At 41.8% G+C, this 19217-nt stretch carries 14 protein-coding genes; 9 read left to right on the top strand and 5 right to left on the bottom strand.

Going from position 1 to position 19217, the window contains the following annotated elements; translation table 11 throughout:
• Positions 1-260: 260 nt before the first annotated feature.
• The 3 genes from ACM5QX_RS28245 to ACM5QX_RS28255 form a co-directional block, all read right to left on the bottom strand.
• Positions 261-725, bottom strand: a complete 465-nt coding sequence (locus ACM5QX_RS28245; RefSeq protein WP_011319808.1) for a hypothetical protein — start codon at positions 723-725, stop codon at positions 261-263.
• Between the two features lie 273 nt (positions 726-998).
• The gene (locus tag ACM5QX_RS28250; RefSeq protein ID WP_414756536.1) at positions 999-1601 is read right to left on the bottom strand and encodes an MBL fold metallo-hydrolase; all 603 of its coding nucleotides are present in this window, start codon (positions 1599-1601) and stop codon (positions 999-1001) included.
• Between the two features lie 191 nt (positions 1602-1792).
• On the bottom strand, positions 1793-5809 hold the full coding sequence (locus ACM5QX_RS28255) for a hypothetical protein (RefSeq protein WP_414756537.1): 4017 nt from the start codon (positions 5807-5809) through the stop codon (positions 1793-1795).
• A gap of 881 nt (positions 5810-6690) precedes the next feature.
• On the opposite strand from ACM5QX_RS28255, the gene ACM5QX_RS28260 reads away from it, so the two are divergent.
• The 3 genes from ACM5QX_RS28260 to ACM5QX_RS28270 all read left to right on the top strand — a co-directional run bounded on the left by ACM5QX_RS28260 (position 6691) and on the right by ACM5QX_RS28270 (position 9540).
• A complete protein-coding gene (locus ACM5QX_RS28260; protein WP_011319805.1) occupies positions 6691-7389 on the top strand; it encodes a Crp/Fnr family transcriptional regulator in 699 nt (232 codons plus the stop codon).
• A 12-nt stretch (positions 7390-7401) separates the two neighbouring features.
• The gene (locus ACM5QX_RS28265) at positions 7402-8175 is read left to right on the top strand and encodes a DUF2232 domain-containing protein (RefSeq protein WP_414756538.1); all 774 of its coding nucleotides are present in this window, start codon (positions 7402-7404) and stop codon (positions 8173-8175) included.
• 114 nt (positions 8176-8289) lie between these two features.
• Positions 8290-9540: a nicotinate-nucleotide--dimethylbenzimidazole phosphoribosyltransferase gene (locus tag ACM5QX_RS28270; RefSeq protein WP_414756539.1), complete on the top strand. Its 1251-nt coding sequence runs from the start codon at positions 8290-8292 to the stop codon at positions 9538-9540.
• Positions 9541-9640: 100 nt separating this feature from the next.
• Here ACM5QX_RS28270 and ACM5QX_RS28275 read toward each other — a convergent pair whose 3' ends face one another.
• A complete protein-coding gene (locus ACM5QX_RS28275) occupies positions 9641-10015 on the bottom strand; it encodes a hypothetical protein (RefSeq protein WP_414756540.1) in 375 nt (124 codons plus the stop codon).
• 546 nt (positions 10016-10561) lie between these two features.
• Here ACM5QX_RS28275 and ACM5QX_RS28280 point away from each other — a divergent pair.
• Positions 10562-11710, top strand: a complete 1149-nt coding sequence (locus ACM5QX_RS28280) for an extracellular solute-binding protein (RefSeq protein WP_414756541.1) — start codon at positions 10562-10564, stop codon at positions 11708-11710.
• A gap of 103 nt (positions 11711-11813) precedes the next feature.
• Positions 11814-12794: an aldo/keto reductase gene (locus tag ACM5QX_RS28285; RefSeq protein ID WP_414756542.1), complete on the top strand. Its 981-nt coding sequence runs from the start codon at positions 11814-11816 to the stop codon at positions 12792-12794.
• On the opposite strand, the gene ACM5QX_RS28290 is transcribed toward ACM5QX_RS28285, so the two are convergent.
• Positions 12787-13023 (bottom strand): DUF4351 domain-containing protein, encoded by a 237-nt coding sequence (locus tag ACM5QX_RS28290; RefSeq protein WP_414756543.1) that lies wholly within the window; start codon positions 13021-13023, stop codon positions 12787-12789. The two genes, ACM5QX_RS28285 and ACM5QX_RS28290, sit on opposite strands and share 8 nt — an antisense overlap.
• 152 nt (positions 13024-13175) lie before the next feature.
• Between ACM5QX_RS28290 and ACM5QX_RS28295 the strand changes: the two genes are divergently transcribed.
• The 4 genes from ACM5QX_RS28295 (at position 13176) to ACM5QX_RS28310 (ending at position 18987) form a co-directional block, all read left to right on the top strand.
• Positions 13176-14423: a DUF4336 domain-containing protein gene (locus ACM5QX_RS28295; protein WP_414756544.1), complete on the top strand. Its 1248-nt coding sequence runs from the start codon at positions 13176-13178 to the stop codon at positions 14421-14423.
• A gap of 286 nt (positions 14424-14709) precedes the next feature.
• A complete protein-coding gene (locus ACM5QX_RS28300; RefSeq protein WP_414756545.1) occupies positions 14710-15438 on the top strand; it encodes an AIM24 family protein in 729 nt (242 codons plus the stop codon).
• Positions 15439-15491: 53 nt separating this feature from the next.
• The gene (locus tag ACM5QX_RS28305) at positions 15492-15917 is read left to right on the top strand and encodes a CU044_2847 family protein (protein ID WP_414756546.1); all 426 of its coding nucleotides are present in this window, start codon (positions 15492-15494) and stop codon (positions 15915-15917) included.
• Positions 15892-18987, top strand: coding sequence for a trypsin-like peptidase domain-containing protein (locus ACM5QX_RS28310; protein WP_414756547.1), 3096 nt, complete (start codon positions 15892-15894; stop codon positions 18985-18987). The genes ACM5QX_RS28305 and ACM5QX_RS28310 overlap by 26 nt, the downstream gene beginning before the upstream one ends.
• Positions 18988-19217: the final 230 nt, after the last annotated feature.

Here is a 19217-nt window from a genome sequence, read left to right on the forward strand (position 1 = left end):
AAACAGTCACACTCTTCTATTTCCTGAGCTTCAGCCTCTTTGTCACCCCTTCAGATCTGGCAGTTTGAATTAATTTCCTGTTGGTACAAAATGCCGTAAATAAATTACGCATTAAAAATAACAGAAACTTTTGTCGAGAAGCAATTACGTAGCAGCAAGTCTAGTCTTGGAACATTAATAATTAAGTAGCTTGCTTTGCTAGGTAAGCGTCAGCCCACCCGCAGAGTAATTGTGAATTCTTACTGCTTGTGGGAAAAAAATTATGCAGCAGCGAACATTTTCTTCAAATTTTTTGGGTGTGTTACTTGTAAATATTGGTTTGCCATTTCTGGTGTTAAAAGTTCTATCATGATTTTGTTTTCTAACCAAAACTCAATCACATCAAAGAAGGAATCACGATTACAGCGTACTGTTCTCCAACCTTCCCGGTTGCCAATTTCTGCAATTTTTTCTTCTGTAGCAGAGACTGAAATAGCTGCATGAGTGGCGGTAAAGCCGGAAACATTGCTAGCTTCTGCAAAAATGCCTCCTTGCTCACCTTCACCAGGTTTTATATATGTTTCTAAAGGATAAACTTCGATTCCTGTACCGTATTCATCTAATGGAAAAACCATGTAGCTACCTGGATGGGGGAAAAAGGGAACAGCTTCTCCATTAAGAACTTCTGCCAGTACTTGAGCTACGTGCTGGGGATTTTCAACAGAAATAGATATGTGGTGAATCATAATATTACCTCTCGCCCTGTCATTATGGGGCTAATAAACTTCATTTTTGGTGGAGTTGGACTTTCCACAATTGCCTTAATTACTTTTCATTACTGTCGCAGCAATTTATGCAATCATGAGCAAAAAAAATGAGTGAGTGGCTTTTTCTATCATGATTCACTATGATTAATCCGATAAACACATTAATTTCTACAGTATATTTGTAAAAAATAATACTCTCTCTGAAGATAGATTCTAAATGAAGAGCGATGGCGTAGCTGATTACCTCTAAATTTATGCCAAAGTTGCTACAAGTTCTTTGAGGCGATCGCGTCCATCCCGAAACACAGACCAACCATCTCCTACTAACACAGCTTCTACCTTCTCCAATGCGGCTAATCTGCGGACTGAAGCCACGACTTTTTGCTTATTCATCAGCTTTTCATCAGGTAATATCTCTAAACCTCCTGCTCGATATGCCCGGACTAAATCCCCTGTAATTAAGGTTGTTTCTTCCAACAGCAATGCTAACTCTCCGGGAGTTTTAGAACCTTGTAGTTCCATTACCTTTAATCCTGGTACAAGTTCATCACCATCAGATAACCAGCGATCGCAATATATAGGAAAATGCTCTTTCTCTGCGATTGGCCCGGCTATTTTGGTATAGGTTTGGTCGGCAATTTCCTTCGCTGACCTCACATGATCAGAGTTTGTCAGGACAATCCAATGCACTCCACCGAGAGATTCCAAGTGCTTCCAATCGTGATTTGATAAAGCTACTGGATCAATCAAGATATTGCCTTCAGGGCGAATCCAGGCAAACCCATTGAAATCAATATTTCTTGCAGGGTTGAAAGTAGACCAGCTATATAGATCAGGACGGTGCAGGGATTTCATAATAATTCTGGTTCTATACCTTCAAGAGCTTTCGGTTGATCAATCAGCATCATTAATTTATCAATAATTCCGTCTTTAGTTCAAAAATAAGAATGTAAAGGCAGGAAGTGTAGTAGATAGGGGGAGAATCTCTGATTCAGCAGAGGTTAAATGCCCTGAAACTGCTGACAGCAATTACTACTCCCCACTCCTTAGACATAAGCAAAATCAACGGTATAAGGTTCCTCCAGTGATTGTTGAGTGCTGGCTTTGATGGCATCAAGATAACGGTGGAGCGCCTGCAATTGTTGGGAATTGGGGCGGTAGGTGAGATTGCCTTGTTTTTCAAAAAGTGGTGTGTTGGTGTTGGCGTAGCCCGTCGTAGACATCGCTTGATAGTCAAGATTACTGAGGGAATGTTGGGTAAGCCAGCTAGATTCTGGGGAGGCGGGTATCAAGCCGGCCGGCAATTCTCCTTCGAGGAAAGCTAATAGTCGTTGCTGACAAATATTAGTATTGATTCCGCGTCCTTCAAATAACTGGAGAATTTCACTAAAAGATAAAGTCCGGTTGGGCAAGAGTCGCAGTAATTCTGTAAATAGGAAGTAGTCTGTGTATTGATGTCTAGATTCTTCCAAAACTTGGGAATGTAGGGGTAGTAAAGCTAAACCACAAGCAACACGACTACAATTAGGTGCGCCATTTTCTCCCAGGTATGAGTCTTGAATAATTTTGGCATTGGGGAGTTTTTGTCGCAACCACAGGTTGACAACCCCTAAGTTAGCCACCCCACCTGTGAGAATTGCTTGATTAATTGCTTCTGTGGGTATACCACGGGCTACTAATAATTTGTTGAGTTCCCGATTTAGGCGACGGGCAAAGGGAACAAATACCTGACTTTCTAATTCTCGACGCTGTAACACCCATCGTTGGTCTGCTAATTCTAGGGTAAAAGATTCTTGATGTTGCAAAATTAGTTTTAATGCTAGGGCTGCATCTAAAACTGCTTGTCCTAAGAGAGAACTTTCCAAATGTTGCTGGAGGCGAATCCGTGCCGGAATATCAGGTTCTCCCAAACGAGGCAATTCTAATTTTTCCAATCCCAAACTTTCCCATTGCATCCGGTCTAAACCAGGCATAGACGGTTGCCATTGCCAAGGATTACTGGTAATTTTCTGATTATCTTCTAAGCTTTCCCAGCGAGCTTTCCGGTATTTTGGCGATGCGAGTAATTGACAGATAATATCCTGCTCGATTCCTTTGCTGGCATAGGCAAAACTGTGGAGCATGAAATTATTATGTGTCAGTTGGGATAGATTCTCAGGAATATCCACCAGCGCCATTTCTGTGGCTGTTCCTCCGATATTCATGATTAAGGTGTTACCTACCAAAGCATGATCGCTATTTTTGGCTGGGGATAAACCTTGGTGAGTGCTTAATTGTACTACCTGACCATTACCACCATCGATAAAACTGAGGAGACTAGCGATCGCCTCTTCCACAAAAAATACTTGCTGGGGATGTTGAACTAACTTACTTGTGAGTAAAGCTTCTCGGACATTAAACCGATATTGTTCTGACCAACTAGAAGGACAATTACAAATAATCCCCGCAATATTACTGACAATACCATGAAAAGTGCGTTGATTCAGACCGACCGCCGTAGCGATTAACCCCTGAGTTGTGCTGTAGCGGTCTGCTTTGAGGGTCAGGAGTAATTTGGAGAGCGATCGTACTACCCAAATCAAAGGCCCAGCAGATGATTCATTAAATTGCAGTACAGGCTCCCATCTCTGCTGCTCATTTTTGTAGGGGATAGCTACTTGTAAATACGGCTTCAACTGGACTGAATACAGATGATTTTTGATCTCAGCCACCTCTTGCTCAGAAGTAACTTGGGGTACAGAAGCCGTCGGCAAATAAACTTCGGCTGGTAGCCGGAACGATTGCTGGAATGAATTTGCCCCTGGTTGAGCCTCCGTTGACCAGTAAATAGGATGCACAACACCAGTAGAGCGATTTAACAAAGCAGCAGAAATTCCTGTGGTTCCCAAATCAATGCCTAAATACCAGATGGAATCGTCACTACGAGACTTAGTATCAGTATCTTTGTTAACATTATGATTGGTAGAATCTGCTGGATTTTTTTGACCAGTAGAGGGAACCTCCGTTGGTTTTTCATTAGTTGTCGTAAAATTTAAGACATTGGTCGTTGGAGGTATAACAGAAGTCTGGTTAACCTCAGGAACAGAGAAAGCAACAACATTACTTGTTTCAGTAATTGGTGGTTGGATTGGCTTTTCTTGGTGGTCAACTACAGTATCAGCGACCTCCGGCTCATTTACTGGCTCTGACTCGGATGACCCATAATCATCTAACTTCGCCAAATCCTGATGTAATTGTAGCCATTGCTCCTCATTCAGAGAAATATCTGGTGGGTTAACCAACTGAGTTACTTCGGAAGATAGTAAATTTTCCTGCGGCGAAGCGGGAATATAATGGTCTGTCGTATCCTCAGGCTGCTCATGAGGCGTAATAACTTCTATTTCTTGGGCAATCTGGAGGACATCTGTCTGTTCTAGAAGCACAGGCACATCCGCCAACTCTTCGGCAAACTCAATATCTACCAGAGATGTAATCGTATCAGTACTGTTTGGTTGTACAGGTTCAATTTCTGGCAAGACAGAAACATTCAACGGAACTTCCGGCTCTGTTGGTAAACCCGTTGATTGTGTTAATAAAACTGGGTTTTCTGGCGTTGGAGCATCACTGAAATTAAACAGTTCAGCCTCTGGTTGATCTAATAACAACGACGTTGTTGATGCTTCTGCTGATACTTCAGGAGATTCTGCCTGTAAAATCGGGATTTCCGTCTCTGGAGGATCACTAAAATCAAACAAATCAGTATCTGATTGATCAAACCATACATCTGGCATAATTGCCGCAGTATCCGCCTCAGCTAGAAAATTACTTTCAATTCCAGCAGAGCTATCATCAACATTCAACTCCAGTAAATCGGGAGTAATTAAATCTGGGCTGATTTCCAGACTTTCACCTGCAAAATTATCATTACCAAACAAACTGGCATAAATTAGATCAACTTCATCATTGGCAAATTCCCAACTATTGGGTAATAGTGTGGTGAGATTGTCAGGGTTCTCTAAAGATAAAGGTGCATCAACACCAAGCTGCAAAAGTACTGCATCCAGCTCATCTGTATCTATCTCTGACGGCGATTTTTGGTCAAATTCTACCGTAGAAGTTGATTCTTGACGAACTACAGTAGTACTAGAATTAGTTGGCGTTGAGACTTCAATCACAGTATGAACCGGAATTGATGATGGTGGTGGGGCTGTGGGTGCAGGATTTTCCTCTTTAGGAACAGATGGCTGGAAATTAGACAATTGTTGTAGAGATTGTGTCCAATTGTTGATGAAGCCAGCCATCAACTGTTCGCTTTGTAATCCCGTACTGTGCATTCTTGCCAGTGCTTGAGACAGAGATTCGTGATAGGTATTAATATTGCGTTGTAGCGCCTCGAAAACAACGTTAACAGTACCATCTAGTGATAGTAAGCGTTGATCTAACTCTTTTGTTAGTTGTGTTAGCCTGTCTCCCTGTTCTGATGATTCCCAAAAAGTTGGAGTTATTGCAGGAGGTAAGTCTAATCTGGCGCTGTTACTGCTGTTATAACTAGTGGGGTTTACGCCCCCCTCTGTTATCTGTGGTGTTAAAACTGGCAGTAAGCGACTCATGAGTACTTGTAGAAAGTCTGTGATAATCTGCTCTTGGTTGGCTAACTGCTGACTTAAGGAGTAATTTTGTAACCGTTTTTGTTCTAGTTGTCTAATTTCTTGTGCCAGAATTGTTCGCTCTTGCAACAGCGCTGTAATTTCCCCTTGCAACGGCTGTATTAATTCTGACAATTCGTTTTTTAATTGTTGGAATGGAATATTATTATCTTCTTGATGTGGCTGATGGGGTTGTGGTGCAGACTGATTTTGACCTTGTTCAACAAATTTTGTCAACAGCCGGGAATTATGATTTGGTTCATTCTCTGATGTTTCACTCCCTTGGAGACTGACCAAAAAATTACGAACTTTTTCTAAAACCTCTTTTGGCTCTTGCGCCTGACTAGACAAAAGCCTAGACAGGCGCTTGCCATTGCTGTTGAGCAAATTGTCAATATCTGCAATCAATTTTTGAATTTCATCAGTGCGGGAAGTCACTTTAAATTACCTTAGCTACAAATGTTAGGTTAACTGGATTAGAAAATTAATTTACAATCAATAAAATTACTGAGAGTTAGTCAGCGCATTTGTTTTATTTATGACAGATATTTGTGGCATTCCCTGGGGTTGCCGCCAATACCGTCAATTGGTAACTATCAAAAGTGAAAAAGAGGCGCTTAGATCAGGTTTTAGAATTGTGATTCAAGACGCTGCTTAATGCCCTGCTACCGCTAACAGCACTCAACACTTTTTCCAGTCAGTTTCTCAGACGATGTTACAGTCTCTTGGACTTCATAGTATGAAAACATAAAAAAAACCAAACCGCCAAGCAAATTGCCTATTATATAGCAGTACTTTGCTGATAAAACGAGGCAAATACACTTAAAATCCTTGCCAATGAAGAGTTATGCTGTCACAAATCTTAAAATCACGCCTTGATGAGATGCTTCTTGGTGACAACAGTAATTATGTTTTGATGCAAAAGTTCCTGAATGGCAACCCCTGGTATAGATTTATTAGCAAAAATTAACTACTTTGAGTATCATTAAGGTTGTTCGGCAATTTTCGGTCAATTAAGTTAGGTACTAGAAAAGTATCTGGGAAACGAGTATGAGGGTGCAGGATAGCAGAAGAAAAAATTTTTTAGTTCTGAATTGATATGTCCTTAGCCCCTTTTTCATCTTTCCTCTTGTCATCAGTGCATACTCACTACCTAATGAAAGCGGAAAGCAACTGCGTGTATAGGGGTAACGCAGATGGAAACCATAAGATACGATTTTAAATAAGACCTTTGTGTAATAACTATTACTCAATCGCTTAGGCTAAAATATAGCGTTTTAATTTTTTACATATAGCCGCTTAATTATCATAATGTCGTAATGGAAGACCGATATAGCTTGCAGTCACCTGCTAATCCTTGGATGATCTCGGCTCCCTTTTTTCAAGGGCTACCAGAAACTGCTGTAGAATTAGCCCTCAATCACCTTGTCACTCGTACACACCCAGCTAATCAGGTCATACTACTAGAAAACGACTGGGGCGGCTCTGTATATTTTATAGTCGAAGGTTGGGTAAAAATCCGTACTTATAATCTCGAAGGGAAAGAGGTGACATTGAATATTCTGGGTACGGGAGAATTGTTTGGTGAAATGGCAGCACTAGATGAAGTACCTCGATCCACTGATGTAATTACTTTGACTACCACGATGATTGGTAGTATGCCTTCTCAAGATTTTGTCAAGTTATTACATACAGAACCTTTGGCGGGAGTGCGTTTATCTCAGTTGATGGCTCGGCGCTTGCGACAAGTAAATCGGCGTTTGCGGCTGCGGGAATCTGATAGTCAGTCGCGGGTAGCAGACACTTTGCTGTTTTTAGCGGAAGGTCAAGGAAAACGAGGACAAACCGGAACGGAACTCCCTAATTTACCTCATCGAGAGCTAAGTAGTTTGAGCGGTTTGGCACGAGAAACTGTTACCAGGGTATTGACAAGGTTAGAAAAAAAAGGCTTGATTAAGCGAGATCAAGACACTATTTGTATTCCAGATTTGTCAGCCTTAGAGAAAATGTTAATTTAACGAATTTTCAAGATGAGTATTTTAGATTCTCTACCAGATGAGCCAGAGGAAGAGACATCCCCTGAATCTCTAAATCCCCAAAATCCACCATCAGATCAGCAAGAGTCTCAGAAACACAATGCTCAGACCAACGGAGGAGAGCAACACAATTTACTATCTCCCCAGTTGAAAGTTGATGCGCCCTTAAGGATGGTAGAGACAGCTTTCTTAGCAAGCACCGCTAGCTTGATTTGGTTTATCAATTTTTACTTTCCCCTTGGCCCGGTGTTGCGGATATTTTTTCCTGTACCCATTGCATTAGTTTATCTGCGTTGGGGTAAACGAGCAGCATGGATGGCGGCTGTTACTTCTGGTTTATTATTGTCTGTACTGATGGGGCCAGTCCGTAGTCTGTTGTTCGTCATGCCTTTTGCGTTTATGGGTGTGCTGCTGGGAGCAACATGGTATCGTCGCGCTCCCTGGATTGTTTCGATCACGCTGGGTACGCTGTTGGGTACTTTAGGGGTCTTTTTTCGGTTGTGGTTGTTGTCTGTGTTGTCGGGAGAAGACCTGTGGATTTATTTAATTACCCAAGTAACAGAACTCATAGAGTGGATATTCTTGAAACTGGGATTATTAAATAGTCCTAGTGTACTTTTGATCCAGTTTGGGGCAGTAGCATTGATTATCATCAATAACTTTATTTATCTGTTTGTTGTACACTTGGCAGCGTGGCTACTCTTAGATCGCTTAGGAAATCCCATTCCCCGTCCACCTCGTTGGGTACAAGTCCTGATGGATTATTGAAAATTAGTCAATAGTCATTAGTCATTAGTCATTAGTCATTAGTCCAAAACCTTCTTGTTTGACTGTTGACCGTTGACAACTGACAACTGACAACTGACCACTAACAACTAACAAATGACCATTCACATTTATACTGAAATTGAACAGGGTGAGGCTTGGTTGCGACGATATAGCGATCGCCTGCCTTTATTTACTTGTATTCTCGGTTTTACAGAAACTGGTCTCATTCCGGGCATTTCGGCGGCTGGTCGCACTCCAGAGGATCGAAAGTATACTGCTTGTGCTGATGCTGAATTTTTATACTACGGTGCAGAATATCAGCCCCAATATCCTCTACCACCATTGACGGCTGGTGCATCTCCTGTCCTCATCTCTCGTGCTGTTATAGAAGCACTCAAGATGCCCATTTATTTATTTAATGCTGGTTTACCTCAGTCCCCAGCCATACCAGCAATTGATTTAGGTGGTTGTCCTGCTAAATGCTTGAGTACAGGCGCGGCGATGGAATTAACCACCGTAGAACATCTATTTAAGCAAGGTTTACTTTGGGGGGAACGCCTAGCGACTGAAGTTCCAGAAGCATATGTAATTCTCAGTGAATGTGTTGTTGGTGGTACTACCACTGCGCTGGCAATTTTAACTGGTCTGGGCATAAATGCAGCAGGCAAAGTTAACAGCAGTCACCCAGTTTGTAACCATGAGCAGAAATGGCAAGTGGTACAGCAAGGTTTGGAGGCGGGGAAAGAGGCAGGGGCAAGGGGGCAGAGGGGGCAGAGGGGGCAGAGGGGGCAGGGGAGGCAGGGGAAGCAGGGGGAGAAATTACTCCAAGATTTTCCCTTAATACCCAATCCCCAGTCCCCAGTCCCCAGTCCCCAGTCCCCCATCGATCCCCTCAAATTAGTCGCCGCAGTTGGTGATCCCATGCAGGTTGTGGTGGCGGGAATGGCGATCGCCGCTAGTCGCAGTTGTGGTGTAATGTTAGCTGGTGGTACGCAAATGTTAGCGGTTTATGCTCTGGCGAGTGCGATCGCTCAAACTTACAATTTATCTTGGCAACCCACAGCCGTGGTAGTAGGTACAACCCGTTGGGTAGCAGAAGACTCAACGGGCGGTACGGTAGAATTAGCCCTAAATATAGGTAAAAACAGTCAATATCCTCAGATGACAACTCCTTCACTTTTGGCTACCCAACTGAGTTTTGTTGACTCTCAATACCCCCAACTCCAAGCCTATGAGCAAGGATTCGTCAAGGAAGGCGTAGGTGCTGGTGCTGCCTGCATAGCCGCTAATCTTTATAAGAATTGGCAACAACATCAACTTTTACAAGCAATTGAAAACCAGATTCAACGTCTTCTTGATAGATAGGTCGTAGGGAAAAAGGAATTACCAATCACCAAAAACAAAAATACCGGACTCAATCAAGTTACCGGTAAAGCCTTGATAGATTGACTTTTGATTAATTAGGTTAGTGAATTCTTTCTCTAAGTAATTGTTCTTCTAAAGCTGCAATTCGATTGTAAGCTGCGGTTAATTGTGCCGTTAGTCGTTGTATTTGAATTTCTGGTGATATGATTTTTTCTCCACTTTGACGGCTCATGTCTAGGTAAACACCGTCTATCAATACGTCCTTATGTTCTAGTTCCTGATTAAAACCGATCTGTCCTTTGAACTGGTAGTTACCAGCCTCATTATTCTCCAGATAATTATCTTTTGCTTCGGTTCTGGCTAAAGAACATTCCGAAAAAGCTTGAGCGACTCTCATATCAAGCTGCTCAATAACCTGGTAGAGGGCATCCAGCTTATGACTCATAGCCAGGATTTGTTGTTGTAATGACTCCATTTAATACCCTCGTCCGCACATTTTCTCTATGTTATTCAATTTACTGACAATGTTAAATATACTTATGAATTATTTAATGTTTCAAACTTTCCTTTGAAGAAGGAAACATATTTATTCATTTATCCAAAAAAATAAATATTCTATAAATAGTATGCTCACTTTTTGATTAAGAAAAATTAAGCAATGGAGTACTGAGAGGTGTGAAGCTCTACTGGATAAGGATTTAGCGCTTGATCAACTAACAATCATAAGATGCCAGAATGTAATATATCATCTGACGCTATGCTTTTTTATAGAAGTTTTTGAGCAAAATTGTATTAATAAATACTTTATGCTATAAGCATTAGAGTTGAGCTATGAGGAAACTATGACAATTCTCCATCTGCTAGCTATTAAATTTGTAGAAAAAATATCAAGTATGAGAAATATTTCAGTAAATTAATAATTTGCTTTCATTTTCTCTAATTATTCAAAATACTAGCTGCTTCAAACCTTCAATCTTTGTTATCTCTGTTTAATTTATCTAGAATGTATATTCCTAAATCTATGGATAGACGGTCTTTTTTATTGAGCCTGGGAGGACTGACTTTATCACAACTACTCGTAGGCTGTACTGGCAATAACCAGATAAACCTCAACGTTCAGTTATTAAAAGGTTCTATACCTGGTCAAGTAGTTAATAAATTCCGCCAAAGTTTAAAACAACAGGTGCAGTTAAAGTTTGCACCAGTTGAACAACTAGAAGAGTTATATAAACGATTGGTAAATTGGCAACACAACCCAAAAACTCACGATAAGCAAGAATGGACGCGCTTCATTCCATTTAGGCAATCTCAAACGTTTCCTCTAGCTGATTTGGTGACATTAGGAGATTATTGGTTAACAACAGCAATTGAGAGAAAACTGATTCAACCGATAGAGACAGCGCAATTAAAACAATGGTCTGGCTTAGATTCAAGATGGCGAGAGCTAGTAACGCGTAATGAGCAAGGTATTCTAGACCCACAAGGAAAAGTTTGGGCTGCGCCTTATCGCTGGGGTAGTACAGTAATTGTGTATGACCGTGAGAAGTTTAAAAAATTGGGATGGACACCCCAAGATTGGAGTGATTTGTGGCGTAATGAACTGCGATCGCGTATTTCTTTACTAGACCAACCAAGAGAGGTGATAGGTTTAGTCTTAAAGAAACTAGGAAAATCATACAACACAGAAAACCTCGCAACAGTCCCAGATTTAGAAAAAGAACTGCAAACCTTAAATCAGCAGGTAAAATTCTACAGTTCCAATACCTATTTAGAACCTCTGATTATTGGAGATACTTGGCTAGCAGTTGGTTGGTCAAGTGATGTAATCCCAGTTTTGGCGCGTTATCCCCAACTCAGCTTTGTGATTCCCCGTTCCGGAACGTCCATCTGGGCAGACTTGTGGGTAAGCCCCAAAGAAATTACTCAAGATGCTCTATCATCGCAATGGATTGATTTTTGTTTACAACCCAATATCGCTAGGCAAATTGCTTTACTCACTAAAACTAATTCCCCAATTGTTACTAATATTAGTACTGCTGACATTCAGGAATCATTAGGTAGTTTATTACTAAATAGTCAAGAAGTATTTGCTAAAGGCGAATTTTTGCTTCCCCTACCACCAGAAGCTACAAAACAATACGAAGCTTTATTTGCCAAAATCAAAGGTTAATTCGCAGTCATCAGTCAAATTCCTGCTTCTGATGTTTTCAGCTAAACCACCATTATCTGATAATGAACTGAGGAAGACATACAGGAAATCTACAGAGGGAACAATGCAAACTCACCAAGAACTATATCTTCCTCGCATGGGTTGTGGAACTTGGGCGTGGGGAAACCAATTGCTCTGGGGATATAACGAAAGTATGGACGAGCAATTACAAGCTGTCTTTAACCTCTGTGTGAGTAATGGTGTCACCTTGTTCGATACAGGGGATTCCTACGGAACAGGACGATTAAACGGTCGTAGTGAGTTGCTGTTAGGACAATTTGCCCAAGAATATCAAGGTGTTAATCAAGAAAATATTTGCATTGCTACCAAATTGGCTGCTTACCCTTGGCGATGGACACGCCAATCAATGATAAATGCTTGTAAGTCCTCTGCTCAACGCTTGGATAGAAATGTTGACTTGGTACAAATGCACTGGTCAACTGCCAATTATGCACCTTGGCAAGAAGAAGGGCTATTAGATGGTTTGGCAGATTTGTATGAACAAGGTTTAGTGAAGGGCGTGGGACTATCTAATTACGGAACTAAAAGACTGCAACGTGTACATCAAAAGTTTGCAGAGCGAGGAGTACCAATTAAGACACTGCAAGTTCAATATTCCTTATTATCTACCTATCCTGTGACTGAGTTGGGGCTAAAAGATGTTTGTGATCAACTGGGGATTAAACTGATTGCATATAGTCCTTTGGCGTTGGGGATATTGACAGGAAAATATTCAGAAAAAGGCCCATTTCCAAGAGGTGTCCGGGGTTTATTGTTTAGACAGTTGTTGCCAGGAGTGCGATCGCTTCTCCAATGTTTACAAGATGTGGCACAATCCAGAAATAAAACCATGTCTCAAGTCGCGCTGAACTGGTGTATCGCCAAAGGAACTATCCCCATCCCCGGTGCAAAGTCTGTCAAGCAGGCGCAGGAGAACATCGGTGCGCTAGGTTGGGAATTAAACTCTGGGGAAATAGCCGAGTTAGATAAAGCTGCTGCAAGTTCTGATAAAAAAATGGTACAAAATATTTTTCAAACTAAATAAAATTCCTTGCTTCAGTTTGTAACCAACTCGCCAAATCTGATGTATTTGTGAAGTCTAATAATGCTTCACTTAAAGCATCGAGTTGATTAATCGATAGCAGCGTAATTTGTTGCTGTATATCAGCAGGAATTGTACCCAATCGCCGTGTTAGCTGGCGTGTCAAAGTTTCTAACTTACCCTGTCTAAATCCTTGCTGCAAAATTTCTTGATAAAGCGGTGACTCGCGCATAAGTTCCTCCGTTAAATACGGTTGAATTAGTACAAGTTTACTATAAAAAAGGTGATCGCCTTCCTCCAGATATTCCCCACAAATTCCTAGTTTGTTGCTGCCACAATTTGCTAAACTCCAATTCTTGGGGTTCAAATCAAAATAGTTTGAACATGGCGAAGTTAGGGGGTTGCGGAGTGGTGCATGATGAAAATCTAGAACAAATTAATTCCAGAGATTGGTCATGGTCTTTCTGGTTTACTTTACCACTGTACCCATACGGTAAACGGCGGACTCTCCGGCAAGAAGTTATTAAAGATACAATCTGGACTTTTGACCAGATGCAGGGGATATTTTACGTCGTTGTCCCCATTCGCATGACTGTAGTCAAACTGGATGAGGGAGGTTTACTAGTATATGCACCTGTTGCGCCTACTCCTGAATGTATCCGATTAGTCAAAGAGTTGGTGATAGAACACGGAGATATTAAATACATCATCCTGCCAACTATTTCGGGACTAGAACATAAGGTGTTTGTCGGCCCCTTCGCCAGATATTTTCCCCAAGCACAAGTCTTTGTAGCGCCGAATCAGTGGAGTTTTCCCCTTAATCTTCCCCTCAGTTGGCTGGGTTTACCGAATAAACGCACTCATTTACTCCCGGAAGATAGTAGCCAAGCTCCCTTTGCTGATGAGTTCGACTATGCAATCTTAGATACCATTGACCTTGGCCCTGGTAAGTTTGCAGAGGTAGTATTTTTACACAAGCGATCGCATACTTTACTTGTAACCGATTCAGTCGTTTCTGTACCGGCAGATCCGCCGGCGATCGTCCAATTAGACCCCTATCCCTTACTATTCCACGCCAAAGATCAAGCCTCGGATATCGTTGTAGACAATCAAGCCAACCGCCGCAAGGGATGGGAACGCATCAGCTTATTTGCTTTGTATTTCCGCCCCAGTGCAGTAGATATCCCCAAATGGAATGAAGTATGGCGAGAAGCCTTAAAAGCGCCAGAACGCTCATATAGAGCTTATTTTGGCTTGTTTCCTTTCAAATGGCAAAATGATTGGAGGCGATCGTTTGAGGCTTTGCGAGGGGATGGACGTTTATTTGTCGCGCCAGTTCTACAGAAGTTGATTCTCAATCGCGCACCAAAAGAAACCATTCACTGGGCTAATAAAGTAGCAAGTTGGGATTTTCAGTGGATTATTCCCTGTCACTTTGATGCACCCATTAAAGCAGCACCCCACCAATTTCGCCAAGCCTTCTCCTTCTTAGAAAAACAGCCTGCTGTCAGCGCAGGCGTGTTCAATAGTGCTAGCTATCCCTTACCAGAAAAAGATTTTCAAGTTTTGCAAGAAATTGATAGCGGATTATCCAAAAGCAGAATTGTTCCACCAGCCAAAGAGCAGGTGTAACTCATACATCAACTACAATATTTCATTAATTCATAGCGAGTTAACTAGACTAACACTCCGCGTTCCTCCCTTCGGGTTCACCAGTCGCCTGCGGAGGGAAACCCTCCCGCAGCGCTGGTTCACCGCGTTTACTTAGTCTTCCTCTGCGTTTAAAAAATTCACACATTGACATAAAGCAAATATAAACGCAATAAATATTAATTATTTAAGCCAATGACTCCTGAATAGTCTTATTTTAGACTTTATAAAGTATAGTTAAATACCCCACTCTATTAAGAATAAATTTATGCAATACGAAGTCAAAATCATAGAACCGACAGATTTGTGGTATCTACAAAATAACATTAATAAAGACACCAACAAATACTATCATCCCACCAAAAATATCCCTTTTGTTCAGCAAGTTGAAATCAAACTCGAAAACTCTGGGGTTGTAATTCAAAAAGGGGCTTTACATAGATGTTTGGGTAAATTAACTCATGGTGTTTACAAAACTGATAATCGATTAAAAGATGTCTGGGTTGCTTTAATGACGGAGATAGATTACAACGCTCCTGTTTATAAAGGTAGTGGGAATGTCTATCTCGAACCTAGAGCCAAAGGTCAATTTTTACATTACACAGATATTGAAATATCAGACCAAGAACAATGGGAATTTGATGATGGTATATTCCAATTTTGTTCTGACAATGTGATTTTAGGAACCAAAAAACTGAAATTTCGCCAGATGTCTGGTTCGGCTGATGGTAGATGGAGAATTGCCATTAAAGCCTTAGCAGGACAAACAGCTAAAGTTGTCACAGGTACAAATACCCCTGCGAGGATTATTGAAATTCACAGAGGTGAAACTGTCATTGCTGACTATGACTTAGTGAAAGGATTTACCAATGGAATTCAAGAAGATTACCGGAAATTAGGACACTTTGGTAAAGGTGGCGGAGAAGGTTTTGTTTGGATATATGAAGGTCAAGGTAAGTTATTAATATCTGAAACCGACGGTATGGGACTGGGTTAAATGATTTGATTATTTGATAGTCTCTTAGTTCTAATTTCTTTTTTTACTATTTCTTGAAATCTCTTCATGCCAGTATTGAAAATACTGGTATCGTCTGTTATGATTTCCGAAAATATAGTAAAAAATATTACACAATGGATAATCAAGATGCCCTCATCGATGAGCCAGTAATCATTGTAGAATTCGCTCCCAGTGCTGGGATGCGGTCAGTTAGCGTGACACCAGCAGATATCGCCAAAGAATCGGCGAAAGCCTTGGACAAAGCCATGCTGACTATCCGGCAAATGGCACAAAAGACAATGGCAACAATCGATACATTATCTAACAAGCCATCGGAAGTGGAATTAGAATTTGGCATCAAGTTAAATACTGAAGCGGGCGCAATTATTGCCAAAACTTCGGGAGAAGCCAGCCTCAAGGTAAAGTTACTCTGGGAGCGTAAAGATTCCAATAATGAGCCAGATTCAAAATCTGCGTAACTTTACTGTGCAAATTCGTGATGTCAATAATGTGATTATTGGCACCGGTTTTGTAGTCTCCCTTACCGGACAAATTGTCACCTGTTGTCATGTGGTGCGGGATGCAGGGGGACAAGTTGCTGAGGGAGTAGAAATTAACGTCTACTTCCCCAAAGCAATAAAGCCAGAACAGAAAGCACATACAGCTACAGTTACAGCTTGTTTTTTTGACCATGATGATGATGTGGTTGTGTTGCAACTGGACACAGCTACACTCCCAGATGGGATAGAACCCGCAATTCTGGGGATGGCGGAAGGTTCAGCAGGTAACAAATTCCGGAGTTTTGGCTATCGCCGACTGAAAGATTACCAAGGACTACCAGCACATGGTGAAATAGTAGACTTTGCTGAATCACCAGAGACGCTGATTTTGCACAGCGACCCTGTAATGTTGAATAGCCAGCATATCGACAGTGGTATGAGTGGTTCCGCCGTTCTGGATATTGAACGTAACTTAGTAGTGGGCGTGATTGCAGAAACTTGGGACTCTGGAACAAGTGAAAAAGACCGAGACACCAGTTTTGCTGTTGATTGTCGAGTCCTTACTTTTGACCCCATGTGTTTACCATTAGCAGATGCGCCACCTACACCCCAGCCTACAATTAACGCAAACCCTACAGGAGAGCAACCAGTGTCTCAACCAGGGATAATCTCGAACCTGAATAATGCACCAGCACCTTTAGAAGAATGGGTGGGTAGAGCAGATTTTCTCAAAACACTAAATCAGGATTGGGTTGACCCTAATTGCTCAATTGTGGGACTTATTGGTTTTGGTGGCGAGGGTAAAAGTTCCCTCACCCGTCGCTGGCTGGAAGATTTGCTACACGACACATCTTTACCTCAACCTATTGGCGTGTTTTGGTGGGGTTTTTATGAAAAGAATAATGTACTTGAGTTTTTGGAAGCTGCATTAGAATTTTTAGTTCCAGGAATTGATCCTTATAAAGTGACTTGGGCAGAAAAAGTCAACTTTATTCATGGAATGCTCAAAAGTGGGCGTTATCTTTTCATCTTAGATGGGTTGGAAGTACTGCAACAGGAAGAGGGAGACGATTACGGCGAATTAACTAATTTAGAACTACGGGATTTTTTGCGGGAGTTTGCAGCTGGTAAACATAAGTCATTTTGTTTAATTAACAGTCGTGCGCCACTGGTAGACTTGATTGACTTCACCACCTACATCCATCGGGATGTAGAGCGCTTGAGCCAAGAAGAGGGGCGCACTTTACTACGAAAAGTTGGTGTCAAAGGTGCTGATACTGAACTGAATAAAATTGTGGCAGATTGGGACGGCTATGCTTTGGTTCTCAGTTTGCTGGGAGCTTATTTAGTGGATGTGCATAATGGCAATGTAAAATACATCAGTGAAATCAAGCCACCTACAGCAAGTGAACCGCGTTATGAAAGAGTACAGCGAGTACTGCGCCGCTATGATGAGCATTTAACACAAGCTGAAAAAGAGTTTTTAACAATATTTAGTGCATTTCGGTTAGCTGTTCCACAATCACTGTTTACCTCAGTATTTCAAGGCGTACTCCCCGGACAACTACCGCGCCGCAAACTTCAGACGATATCAAGACTAGATATTTTATTTCGGGAATTCCAACGTTTGTATCGGTTGTTCATTGATAGTTTATTTCCTAGCCAACGCAGGTTAGCAGCTAGACTCAAAAGACAGCTGAATGCACCATTAGCTGACCTACGAGGTCCTACCTTTAATGGGATGATTCGACGATTGCTAAATTATCGCATCTTGCGCTTTTACCCAGAGGCAAATTACTACACAATGCACCCCCTTATTAGCGCCCACTACTCTCAGCGACTACAAAAAGATTTGGGTGTGCAAGCGAAGGAAATTCATCAACGCATTGCAGATTATTACCTCAGAATTGCTGGGCCGATACCAGAAAACCCCAGTATAGAAAGTTTGGCGTTCCCAATTGAGGCAGTGCATCATCTTTGTTGTGCTGGTAGTTATGATAGGGGATTAGATGTTTTTTGGGAGCGTGTATTACATGGATCAAGTCGTGTACTGACTAATAAACTAAATGCCTGGAATGTCAGCCTAGCTTTGATGCTGGAATTCTTTCCTAATGGTGACATATCACAAGAAGCGCAGGTCAGCACTCTTGAGGGCAAAGCTTGGATATTAAACCATGTAGGGCTTTGTTTAATGAGTTTGGGACGTTTGGCTGAAGCTGTATCTCTCTTTGAGGGTAGTATCGACATTCGATTAAGCAGAGAAGACTGGAACGATGCCACCATCGGTTACATTAACCTAGCAGGGTTATACACCCATCTCGGACAACTCACAGCTAGTTTTGATGCTGCTAGAGAAGGATTGAACCTTGCTCATCGATGCCAAGATAAGACACTCAAGTCCAGTTTATTAGTTTGTCAAGTTTATACTGCTTATTTGCAGGGTAAAAATGATACAGCAGGTGCATTCTTTCAACAGTCAGAAGTTTTGTATCGGGAAGTTGACTCTGGTGAGTTTTATTTATACGGCTTGGGAAGTATCTGGCACGCTGATTACCTGCGGCGAGTGGAAAATACACACTATGCACGGCAGGTAACAGAGGCAAACCTAGAAATTTGTCAACGCAATAAGTGGCTTGATGATATCAGCAGATGTCACCGTGTGCTAGGCGATCTAGATGCAGATGTTGGACAGCAGGACAAAGCTCGTCAAGATTATAATGAAGCCCTCAAAATTGCCCGCAGCATTTGTGATCGTACAGTTCTAATTGAAGCACTACTAGCACGGGGGCGATGGGCTGCGCGACGGAGTGATGTTGCGGCGGCGCGTGGTGATTTAGAAGAAGCTCTGAATTATGCCTGTAGTGGTGGTTATCGCATCCACGAAGCGGATATCCGTGTTGCTTTGGGGTGGATGCACCTGGCAAATCATAATTACTCAGCAGCGACGGCGGAGGCAGAAAAGGCACGTTTAATGAGTGATGAAATGGGCTATCATTGGGGTCGCGTTGATGCTGATGAAGTTTTGCAAGCTTTAAAACAGAATTTCTAAATTTTGTTCGGACTTATTTATGAGCAATAGGGTTCGGTTGGTGTGAGTTCGATAGATTTGGAAGAACCCCTCTCCATAGCTTGCTACTCTACGAGAACGCCTTACGGCGAACCCGCAGGGTACCTCTCCCTGACGCGGGGATAGGCTTAAAACCTTAACGAGTATAAAAGACTCATCCGTGAGTATTTATGACTCGTTCACGAATATCAAAAACTCGTCCGTGAGTATTT

This window comes from Anabaena sp. CCY 9910 (genome assembly GCF_963920875.1).
Classification (GTDB): Bacteria; Cyanobacteriota; Cyanobacteriia; order Cyanobacteriales; family Nostocaceae; genus Trichormus; species Trichormus variabilis.

Coding starts and splice junctions, on each gene's coding strand:
- ACM5QX_RS28250 (WP_414756536.1), bottom strand. CDS start 1,601: ATGAAATCCCTGCACCGTCCTGATCTATATAGCTGGTCTACTTTCAAC.
- ACM5QX_RS28270 (WP_414756539.1), top strand. CDS start 8,290: ATGACCATTCACATTTATACTGAAATTGAACAGGGTGAGGCTTGGTTG.
- ACM5QX_RS28245 (WP_011319808.1), bottom strand. CDS start 725: ATGATTCACCACATATCTATTTCTGTTGAAAATCCCCAGCACGTAGCT.
- ACM5QX_RS28265 (WP_414756538.1), top strand. CDS start 7,402: ATGAGTATTTTAGATTCTCTACCAGATGAGCCAGAGGAAGAGACATCC.
- ACM5QX_RS28285 (WP_414756542.1), top strand. CDS start 11,814: ATGCAAACTCACCAAGAACTATATCTTCCTCGCATGGGTTGTGGAACT.
- ACM5QX_RS28295 (WP_414756544.1), top strand. CDS start 13,176: ATGGCGAAGTTAGGGGGTTGCGGAGTGGTGCATGATGAAAATCTAGAA.
- ACM5QX_RS28310 (WP_414756547.1), top strand. CDS start 15,892: ATGAGCCAGATTCAAAATCTGCGTAACTTTACTGTGCAAATTCGTGAT.
- ACM5QX_RS28260 (WP_011319805.1), top strand. CDS start 6,691: ATGGAAGACCGATATAGCTTGCAGTCACCTGCTAATCCTTGGATGATC.
- ACM5QX_RS28290 (WP_414756543.1), bottom strand. CDS start 13,023: ATGCGCGAGTCACCGCTTTATCAAGAAATTTTGCAGCAAGGATTTAGA.
- ACM5QX_RS28300 (WP_414756545.1), top strand. CDS start 14,710: ATGCAATACGAAGTCAAAATCATAGAACCGACAGATTTGTGGTATCTA.
- ACM5QX_RS28280 (WP_414756541.1), top strand. CDS start 10,562: ATGGATAGACGGTCTTTTTTATTGAGCCTGGGAGGACTGACTTTATCA.
- ACM5QX_RS28275 (WP_414756540.1), bottom strand. CDS start 10,015: ATGGAGTCATTACAACAACAAATCCTGGCTATGAGTCATAAGCTGGAT.